Annotated in this window: 9 protein-coding genes; 8 read left to right on the top strand and 1 reads right to left on the bottom strand. The window is 51.9% G+C overall.

Features of this window, described 5'->3' with window-relative positions:
• The first annotated feature begins 133 nt into the window (after nucleotides 1-133).
• The 4 genes from AACZ40_RS13110 (at nucleotide 134) to AACZ40_RS13125 (ending at nucleotide 2,862) form a co-directional block, all read left to right on the top strand.
• Nucleotides 134-733, top strand: a complete 600-nt coding sequence (locus AACZ40_RS13110) for a response regulator (protein WP_291168783.1) — start codon at nucleotides 134-136, stop codon at nucleotides 731-733.
• A gap of 223 nt (nucleotides 734-956) precedes the next feature.
• The gene (locus AACZ40_RS13115) at nucleotides 957-1,652 is read left to right on the top strand and encodes a PIG-L family deacetylase (RefSeq protein ID WP_291168785.1); all 696 of its coding nucleotides are present in this window, start codon (nucleotides 957-959) and stop codon (nucleotides 1,650-1,652) included.
• 54 nt (nucleotides 1,653-1,706) lie between these two features.
• Nucleotides 1,707-2,198 (top strand): DinB family protein, encoded by a 492-nt coding sequence (locus tag AACZ40_RS13120; protein WP_291168787.1) that lies wholly within the window; start codon nucleotides 1,707-1,709, stop codon nucleotides 2,196-2,198.
• A 49-nt stretch (nucleotides 2,199-2,247) separates the two neighbouring features.
• Nucleotides 2,248-2,862 (top strand): hypothetical protein, encoded by a 615-nt coding sequence (locus tag AACZ40_RS13125; RefSeq protein ID WP_291168789.1) that lies wholly within the window; start codon nucleotides 2,248-2,250, stop codon nucleotides 2,860-2,862.
• 13 nt (nucleotides 2,863-2,875) lie between these two features.
• Here the strand turns inward: AACZ40_RS13125 and AACZ40_RS13130 are convergent, their stop codons facing one another.
• On the bottom strand, nucleotides 2,876-3,913 hold the full coding sequence (locus AACZ40_RS13130) for a hypothetical protein (RefSeq protein WP_291168791.1): 1,038 nt from the start codon (nucleotides 3,911-3,913) through the stop codon (nucleotides 2,876-2,878).
• Between the two features lie 154 nt (nucleotides 3,914-4,067).
• Between AACZ40_RS13130 and AACZ40_RS13135 the strand changes: the two genes are divergently transcribed.
• The 4 genes from AACZ40_RS13135 (at nucleotide 4,068) to AACZ40_RS13150 (ending at nucleotide 6,555) form a co-directional block, all read left to right on the top strand.
• Nucleotides 4,068-4,448 (top strand): globin, encoded by a 381-nt coding sequence (locus tag AACZ40_RS13135; protein ID WP_291168793.1) that lies wholly within the window; start codon nucleotides 4,068-4,070, stop codon nucleotides 4,446-4,448.
• 34 nt (nucleotides 4,449-4,482) lie between these two features.
• Nucleotides 4,483-4,899 (top strand): HIT domain-containing protein, encoded by a 417-nt coding sequence (locus AACZ40_RS13140; protein WP_291168795.1) that lies wholly within the window; start codon nucleotides 4,483-4,485, stop codon nucleotides 4,897-4,899.
• Between the two features lie 46 nt (nucleotides 4,900-4,945).
• Nucleotides 4,946-5,953 (top strand): Gfo/Idh/MocA family oxidoreductase, encoded by a 1,008-nt coding sequence (locus AACZ40_RS13145; RefSeq protein WP_291168797.1) that lies wholly within the window; start codon nucleotides 4,946-4,948, stop codon nucleotides 5,951-5,953.
• 179 nt (nucleotides 5,954-6,132) lie between these two features.
• The gene (locus AACZ40_RS13150; protein ID WP_291168799.1) at nucleotides 6,133-6,555 is read left to right on the top strand and encodes a cupin domain-containing protein; all 423 of its coding nucleotides are present in this window, start codon (nucleotides 6,133-6,135) and stop codon (nucleotides 6,553-6,555) included.
• The last annotated feature ends 1,781 nt before the right edge of the window (nucleotides 6,556-8,336 follow it).

Below are 8,336 nucleotides of genomic sequence, written 5' to 3' on the forward strand. Positions count from 1 at the left end.
TCTCAATCTGTGATCGTTTTATTGCTGCAGACACAGTACACCTGAATGAAAGACATTTCGCAACGCTCTCTCCACCGCTGGAGAGAGCGGTTTCATTTACCAGCCACCGCCCCTGTTCTGAGAGAAACCGCCTATGAAAGTACTTGTCGTCGATGAAGTGGGATATACCTGTTACGTGCATACCAGACTGCTCGAGGAACTGGGGTATGAAGTCGTCTGTGCCTCCTCCGGTTTTGAAGCACTCTCCATTCTGGAGATGGACAGTGAAATCAAAATCATGTTCGCTGAACTCGTGATGCGGGAACTCGACGGGCTGGACCTGTTCCTCAAGGTTCAGAAACAGGAACGGTATAATGACGACGGTCAGCTTCAGGCTCCGATGTTCTTTCTGCTCACATCGCTTCAGCCCGGGAACCAGTCGCAAAGCCGTCAGCTGGAACGCCTGGAACTGGCCAAAAAACTGGGCATCACGGGAGTCATCTATAAAACCCGCGACCGGGAAGAACTGAAGCAGGCCTTTGGAGACAATTTGAAAAATGCGATGGGTTTACTCTCCGAGTCGGCTCCGCTTGACATCTATACCCCGGCACAAAGCCTGTGCGAAATCATCAAGGACATTATTGAATCCAAAAATCTGGAAGCAGCAGAAGAGTTTTTTGATCTGATCAAATCGCAGACAGATTACCTGGAATACTTTATCGAGAGTTCTCAGAAACAGGTTGAGACCGCATAACAGTATAACGTACAACCACACCTCCGCCGACAGTTCGACAGTCGGCACTCACAGCCCTGCCCCACAATCCTGCCCCAATCCCGCCCGCGCCACACGCGCAATTCAATTCCGTGAAATTCATGGCAACCTGACAGCCAACCGGGTAACATGCAGAACAGTGACGCGCGGAGCACTGTTCCCTGATGACTTCCCCGAAACCTCTTATTGCACGAAATCAGAACTCATGGCCGATCAGAAAACGCTGCTGGCAATTGGTGCCCACTACGATGACTGTGTGTACGGTGTCCCCGGGATCATGCTGCAGGCGGTCGCAAAAAACTATCGTGTCGTGCAGCTGATTCTCATTGGTGACTACAGTAACTGGCCTCCCACCAAAGGACGTGAAAAAGAATTCCGCAACTCTATCACGAAGATTGCCAGCGAATATGGCGTCGAAACCCGGTATCTCGACTTTGCCTCTCATCAGTATGACACCAACGCAGAAACCAAACAGAAAGTCGCTGCCGCCGTTTATGAGATCAAGCCGGATATCGCCCTGCAGCTCTGGGAGTATGATCACCACCACGACCACACGGTCGCGTCACAATTAAGTAAAATCGCATTGAATCATGGCGGACGCGTACTGAACGAAGATCGGTTCCGCGGGCCGCGCACCATTTATCATTACGATAATGGCCCCGGACATACCATCGGCTTCGAACCGGATACCTTCGTGGATGTCACCGAATACTGGCAGAAATCCATGGAGTGGCTGGGGCGATATATGGCGGTGCAGAGAAACGTGAAATACGATCCGTCCCAGACAACTGGTGCCCTGCAGGGCAAAGAGACCCTGGCCCGCTATCGAGGACAAACGTGCCGTGTGAAATACGCAGAAGCACTCTGGGCGCCCCGCAAGCAGCCCGTCAACATTCTTTAATAATCACAGACAGCCATTCCAACTTTAAACTCTTCGAACAGGAAACGCATTCCCATGAGTCTCGCTGAACATATCAAATCCTCTCTGCAGCTCCCCACCTTTGTGGTCAACGGGTATCTCGAAGACCTGACCGATGCCGACCTGCTGGTGCGCCCCGCAGAAAAGTCCAACCACATCAACTGGCAGTTAGGACATCTGATTCAAAGCGAACACTTTCATGCGTCCCAGGTCTGCACCGATCCCCTGCCGGAACTACCCGCTGGCTTCAAAGAACGCTACTCCAGGGAGGCTGCGGCCAGCGATAATCCCGCCGACTTCCTCGGCAAAGCAGAACTGGTAGAACTGATGCACAAACAACGTGAAGTCACCCTCAATGCGCTGTCGAAGTTCAGTGATGAAGCGCTGATGCAACCCGCTCCAGAATCGGTAAGCTATCTCGGCCCTACAGTGGGATGTGTTTTTGCAGGCGAAGCCACGCACTGGATGATGCACGCCGGCCAATGGTCGGTTATCAGACGCATTATCGGAAAGCAACCGCTGTTTTAAACTTCATTTTTCAGATCAGTGCGAGAAAGTACTCAGGAGTGGAACCGGTATGCAAGATCCTTTTTCCTATGCTTCAACAGAGCCTGAATTTGTTCAACCCGATTATCGACAATGGGAAACAGCCCAGATCGGAATGAGTCGAGAGGAAGTTGTTGCCTTGCTCGGCCCTCCGCTCAAGGATCCTTATCGGGCTGATGCAAATTGTTCCTATGGGCATTTACAAATGCCGATGCTTCCCCAGCGGCGCACTTATGTGTTTTTGATTGGGTATGATGAAAACGAGAGAGTCTTTAGGAAAACAGATCCTTTCATGGGAAAACTGTCACTTGACGGTACTCCTTCGAAACCGGAAATCATCATTCCTGTTTCAGGAACGGCCTTTACTCACTATCCCCGGGTTCTGGACTGTCGCTGGTATCCCAGTTCGGGTGAATACCCCATCACTTATACTATTGAAGAAAGTTGTGCCAGCCCCCTGGAACCGGAGATCTTTTATAATCCTGTAGAACTGGATACTGAAATCCCGATTCCTTTTTATATGTTTAATTTTGGAGGATCACAACCAGGAAGAATTAGGGTCAAGGCCAGAAACAGACTTGGTGAAAGTGAATGGTCAGACTATTGTTATTTCGATTTTTCAATACGAGAAACAAAACCGGGTTAACACAACACGCTTCTCAGGGAGACGCTTCCTGCTCTGACATCGTAAATGGCTCCGGTTGAATCCACCGTGTATAACTGCGAGGTGGGCCCGGCAGCTTCTCCTGTGCTTCAGGTGTATTCACCGTGACCCCATACAGATATCCGTTCATTTCTCCCACCACCTGTGTATGCAGGATCTGATTCTCAGGATTCTGATGGACCACTAACCGGAGGCGCCCCTCCAGGGCGGTCGCTGTCTTAAAATCACCGGCACCGGATTCTTGGAATGCGACCTCTTTTTCAAACTCATCCCGCATGCGCTGTGTTGCCCGAAAAGTGCCTCCCGTGGGACTGACGACTTTTTTGCCTCGGAACAGAACATTCCGATCATCGTAGGCCAGCACGATCAGACTGCGGCGTTTGTCACCCTGCAGCCAGTCGGAAAACTTTTTCCCATGTCCGTCGGCGGCGCTGAAGGAATAGTTCGCATCGAGAAACACAAAGCGGTCCACCTCAGACGGAATCGTATCAGAGCCGTTCAGGAACCCCCATAGAAAACTTCCCCCGCCACTGTGACAGGCCAGCGTCAGCCGTGGATCTTTGAGCGGAATCTGTTTCAGAATCGCAGCGATGACATCGCGAATCAAACGGGGATGATCCGCATGACGGGATCTCCACGCCGGCCAGCTCAATCCTTTTGCTTCCAGACAGACCAGGATCAGATTCTCACGCTCATTCAACGACTGCCACTGTCGATGCTGCGCTGCAATGTGCTGGATAGCATAATGCCAGTCACGCCCCGCTTTCTGCGCACAACCCAGTGTCTGCTCAATGCTGCTTCCATTGGGCGTGGTGAACAGCACGACCCGATTAAGATGCTCCGGTTTTATTTTTTCAGGACGAGGCGCAATGATCATCGCGCGTACTTCCGGCACCGGTTGCAGATACTGATACTGTTCTTCAAACCAGGGACTTTGCACGAAGCCGGTCCAGAGTGGCTCGGCAGCAGAGAGCGAGGCACTGAGGACAACATGCACAGTAATCATGAGCAACATGAGCAGGTAACGCCGCATTTTGAATTCCTCAAAGCTGACACATCCGTTGAGTAGGAATCTTTCCTGTCAGCTCCTAAGATACCATACACAACGGAAAATTCAGCCACACAACAGATGGCTTTCTAAAACAATCCATCCATTTTACTTATGAGTACAGGACACTCAGAATCACATGAGCCCGCTTTCGGTAGAAGAACTGTTTGACCACCTGGGAGAAACACAACTGGAACAACTGGTCGCCGCATTTTATCGGGGAGTCCGCACTGATGAGATCCTCAGTCCCATGTATCCCGCTGAGGACCTGGCGGGGGCAGAATATCGGCTGAAGGAATTTCTGGTATATCGCCTGGGCGGGCCTCAACGATACCTGGCAGAACGAGGGAACCCGGCATTGCGAATGCGACACGCACCGTTTGCCATTGACCAGAGTGCCCGTGACCGCTGGATGGAACTGATGACTGCCGCCCTGCAGGAAGTCGAAGTCTCTGATGAGATCAGACAGACACTGGAACCGTTCTTTGATCAGATGGCAACCTTTCTGATCAATCGATAATGCGTCTTACTCGTACATGGAAAGAGTTGAATACATGAATCTGGACGAACGACTCAAAGCGGACTGCCACATTGTATGTGAACTCGAACAATCGACCTTGTTGCTGATGAACAATGCGCTGGTCGACTGGTTGATCCTGGTTCCGCATTGTGAAGAGATCGAACTGACCAACCTGCCGTTTCAACAGCAGACAGCCGTTCTCGGCGAAGTCAATCTGGTGGCACGTTTCATTCAGCAGACCTGTGCACCAGACAAAATGAATATCGCGGCACTGGGCAATGTCGTCAGCCAGTTGCATATCCATGTCATTGGCAGAAAGCATAGCGACCCCTACTGGCCTGCCCCGGTCTGGGGACAGTCACAAACTGAGCCTTACACTGAAAAACAGGTGCAGCAGATCAAAGATCAGTTTACTGCCTTTCTGAACTCCGCAAATCACCAGGTCAGTTAATTCCTGCAGCCCTCGCGGTCATCCCTTTTTTTCACAGAGTACAACCATGACAACACAGCCACTGCGAATCGGCATTCTGGGTCTGATCCACGATCATGTCTGGGACCACCTGCCTCAACTGCAACATTCACAGAACGCGGAACTGGTTGCCGCCTTCGATACAAATCAGCCCCTGCGAGAGCGGGTCGAGTCTGAATATGGCTGTCCCACGTATGCCTCTGTCAAGGAACTGTTTGCCAGTCACGAACTGGATGGCGTCTATATTTTCAGCAGCAATCAGGAAGGTGCCGATCTGGCACTCCAGGCGTTAAACCATGGTCTGCCGGTCATGATTGAAAAGCCGATGGCAGCCAGCCTCGCGCAGGCGGAACAGATGCTGGAAACCGCCCGCGCACAGGAACTCTGCCTGATGGTGAACTGGCCTTTTGCCTGGTGGCCGCAGATGCAGCACGCCGTCAATGCTGCCCTGGCGGGTGAACTCGGAACTCTCTGGCAGGTCAAGTACCGCGCCGCGCATGCGGGTCCGAAAGAACTGGGTTGCAGTGATTATTTTTGTGAATGGTTATTCGATCCGGATCGCAATGGCGGCGGTGCAATGATGGATTACTGCTGTTATGGTTGTGTGCTGGCGAGTTGCCTGATGGGAGCCCCCGCCTCCATCCTGGCAAGCGGAGGCGCGTACCGGGCTGAACCCCTGGGAGTGGAAGACAACGCCATCATCGTCATGAATTACCCGGATGGGATGGCGACCGCTGAAGGTTCCTGGTCGCAGGTCGGCAAACTGACGGCCTACGCCACCGCCATCTATGGCTCTCAGGGAACCTATATTGTGGAACCGCAGAAAAAAGGGCGATTGATGCTGGCCACCGCAGATCAGTCGGAAGGAGTGGAAGTTAAAGTTCAATGTCCGGTACTGTCATTACAGACCGCCACCGAACACTTTGCCCATTGCGTGCGGACAGGAGAAACTCCGTGGGCTTTGTGCGCACCGGAAACGAGTCTGGAGGCCCAACGAATTCTGGAAGCAGGTATGCAGCAGTTGCATCGCAGATAACTTCAACTGGGAACTGTTTTTAGAAACAGAGGCTTTCATTGCTCCTTCCAGCTTCATAGAATGGAAATAGACAATGAGCCGAAATCCGGATTGAGTGCCGCGTTTTCTAAAGCCGTCGAGCCTCAGCGGTGGAGGTTCTATAGAATTACGCACCAGACACTTAACATAAGGATAATATCATGTCACCATCGCACGCGAAACCGGGAGAAGTGCTTACCGTTGCCCCGCTGGGAGCTGATCTGGAGTCAACCAAAACGAAAATTCTGGTTAAGACCGACGATCTGGAGATCGTTCGCATGATCATTAAAGCGGGAAATTCCCTGCCCAGTCATTCCGCACAAGGTGTCTTAACGGTCCAATGCCTGGAAGGTCATGTCCGTTTTAAATGTATGGGAAATGATCACGACCTCAAAGCCGGTCAGATGATTTATCTACCCCATGCGGAAACACACAGCGTCGAGTGCGTGGAGTCAGCTGCACTGTTGTTGACGATTGTTCCTTCCCAGTCCAAAAAACCGCCGATGAATACAATCGACGAAGCCTCCGATGAATCATTCCCCGCCAGCGATCCACCCGCCTGGACCGGTGTGAAAGGTTCCTGATGCATCATGGAGGGACGGGCACTTCTTTTAGAGTGCTTTGTGAATTGGGTCAGGGGACGTTAATACCAGCACTGTTGGCAAGCCAACAGTGGCACGCGCACGTCTGATTTTGTAGGACACATTGCAATTAATATAGGGGTTTCCGTGTGCCACCGCTCGGCTTGTCCGACGGTGCCGAATGGGGGTGTAAGCTCTGGCCCCGGATAGTAGGTGGTAGCTGCGACATCCTGCTCGCTCCGCTCGGCCCGAATTGCATTCGGGCTCACCCATTTTTTCTTATGGGTGGTTTCGGGGTTTTCGTAGTTGAAAATATAGATTGGAATGTTTTATCTGTTGCCATTGTGATGTGAAACAGGTTGATACTCGCCAGGCGGGTCGACACATGGGACGACCCCTACGATGAACAGGTTGGCTTTATTGTTCTGGATTGTGCGTTTGCCCTGACAGTTTCCTGTTGTCTGCGACAACCCCGGATTGCATCCGGGGCTACCCGCTTCGGGAGGTTTCGCTTAGTTGGTATCGGAGCTGCCGGTCCGTGCCACCCGGAAATCTCTCAAGGCATTGTAATATGCCCGACAGTATTCGGCGGCCGTGTGCCACCGATCGGCTTGTCCGACGGTGCCGAATGGGTGTGTAAGCTCTGGCTCCGGATAGTACGTGGTAGCTGCAACCTCCTGCTCGCTCCGCTCGGCCCGAATTGCATTCGGGCTCACCCATTTTTTCTTTTGTGTGGTATCGGGTTTTTCATGGTTGAAAATAGTGATTGGAATGTTTTATCTGTTGCCACTGTGATGTGAAACAGGTTGATACTCGCCAGGCGGGTCGACACATGGGACGACCCCTACGATGAACAGGTTGGCTTTATTGTTCTGGATTGTGCGTTTGCCCTGACAGTTTCCTGTTGTCTGCGACAACCCCGGATTGCATCCGGGGCTACCCGTTCTTTCTCTCGCATTTTTACTTTCACATTAGCCGAACGGCGTTAGCTGCGGTTTTTTCGAGCTAGAAATAACGGGGCTCATCTGGGGTGTTCTATGATGTATATCGATAACACCTTTTTCACCCTTCTATTTGCTCTTTCAGTAGTTCGGGATTTTCATCTGCGGGAGTGAGGACGATTCTTTTATAATTCGTTGTGAACCGGGTAAGGGAACCGTGATCACCTTCACCGTTGGACAAGCCAACGGTGCCACCCGCTCGTCTGATTTTGTGGGAAACATTGCAACCAATAGAAAGATTACCGGGTGCCATGGCCGGCTTGTCCGGCCGTGTCGAATGAGTATGGGAAGCCCGATTCTAGAGGGTACGTGGTAGCTGCGACCTCCTGCTCGCTCCGCTCGGCCCGGATTGCATTCGGGCTCACCCATTTTTTCTTGTGGGTGGTTTTGAGTTTTTCGTGGTTGAAAATATAGATTGGAATGTTTTATCTGTTGCCATTGTGATGTGAAACGGGTTGATACTCGCCAGGCGGGCCGACACATGGGACGGCCCCTACGATGAACAGCTGGGATGTGTTGCCCTGGATTGTGCGTTTGACCTGTCAGTTTCCTGCTCGCTGTGCTCGGCCCGAATTTAATTCGGGCTTACCCTGTTTTTCTGAGTGGGGCTGTTTGTTCGCGCACTGTCGGGCAAGCCGATCAGTGGCACGCGCCCGGGGGAGAGGACATTGAATGTTTGTTATGTTAGTGAGGTTCATTCTTGTATTCGAGCTGTGGATCTGGAGTCTGTTGGCTGGGGGGGGTGTGGTTCCGTTGCATGTTGGGTTATTCATGGTGGATTAT

Source organism: uncultured Gimesia sp., from assembly GCF_963972345.1.
Lineage (GTDB): Bacteria > Planctomycetota > Planctomycetia > Planctomycetales > Planctomycetaceae > Gimesia.

What these genes read in the sequence shown, in the direction of transcription:
- AACZ40_RS13150 (WP_291168799.1), top strand. Translation starts at nt 6,133, where the DNA reads ATGTCACCATCGCACGCGAAACCGGGAGAAGTGCTTACCGTTGCCCCG.
- AACZ40_RS13130 (WP_291168791.1), bottom strand. Translation starts at nt 3,913, where the DNA reads ATGCGGCGTTACCTGCTCATGTTGCTCATGATTACTGTGCATGTTGTC.
- AACZ40_RS13120 (WP_291168787.1), top strand. Translation starts at nt 1,707, where the DNA reads ATGAGTCTCGCTGAACATATCAAATCCTCTCTGCAGCTCCCCACCTTT.
- AACZ40_RS13135 (WP_291168793.1), top strand. Translation starts at nt 4,068, where the DNA reads ATGAGCCCGCTTTCGGTAGAAGAACTGTTTGACCACCTGGGAGAAACA.
- AACZ40_RS13110 (WP_291168783.1), top strand. Translation starts at nt 134, where the DNA reads ATGAAAGTACTTGTCGTCGATGAAGTGGGATATACCTGTTACGTGCAT.
- AACZ40_RS13125 (WP_291168789.1), top strand. Translation starts at nt 2,248, where the DNA reads ATGCAAGATCCTTTTTCCTATGCTTCAACAGAGCCTGAATTTGTTCAA.
- AACZ40_RS13145 (WP_291168797.1), top strand. Translation starts at nt 4,946, where the DNA reads ATGACAACACAGCCACTGCGAATCGGCATTCTGGGTCTGATCCACGAT.
- AACZ40_RS13140 (WP_291168795.1), top strand. Translation starts at nt 4,483, where the DNA reads ATGAATCTGGACGAACGACTCAAAGCGGACTGCCACATTGTATGTGAA.
- AACZ40_RS13115 (WP_291168785.1), top strand. Translation starts at nt 957, where the DNA reads ATGGCCGATCAGAAAACGCTGCTGGCAATTGGTGCCCACTACGATGAC.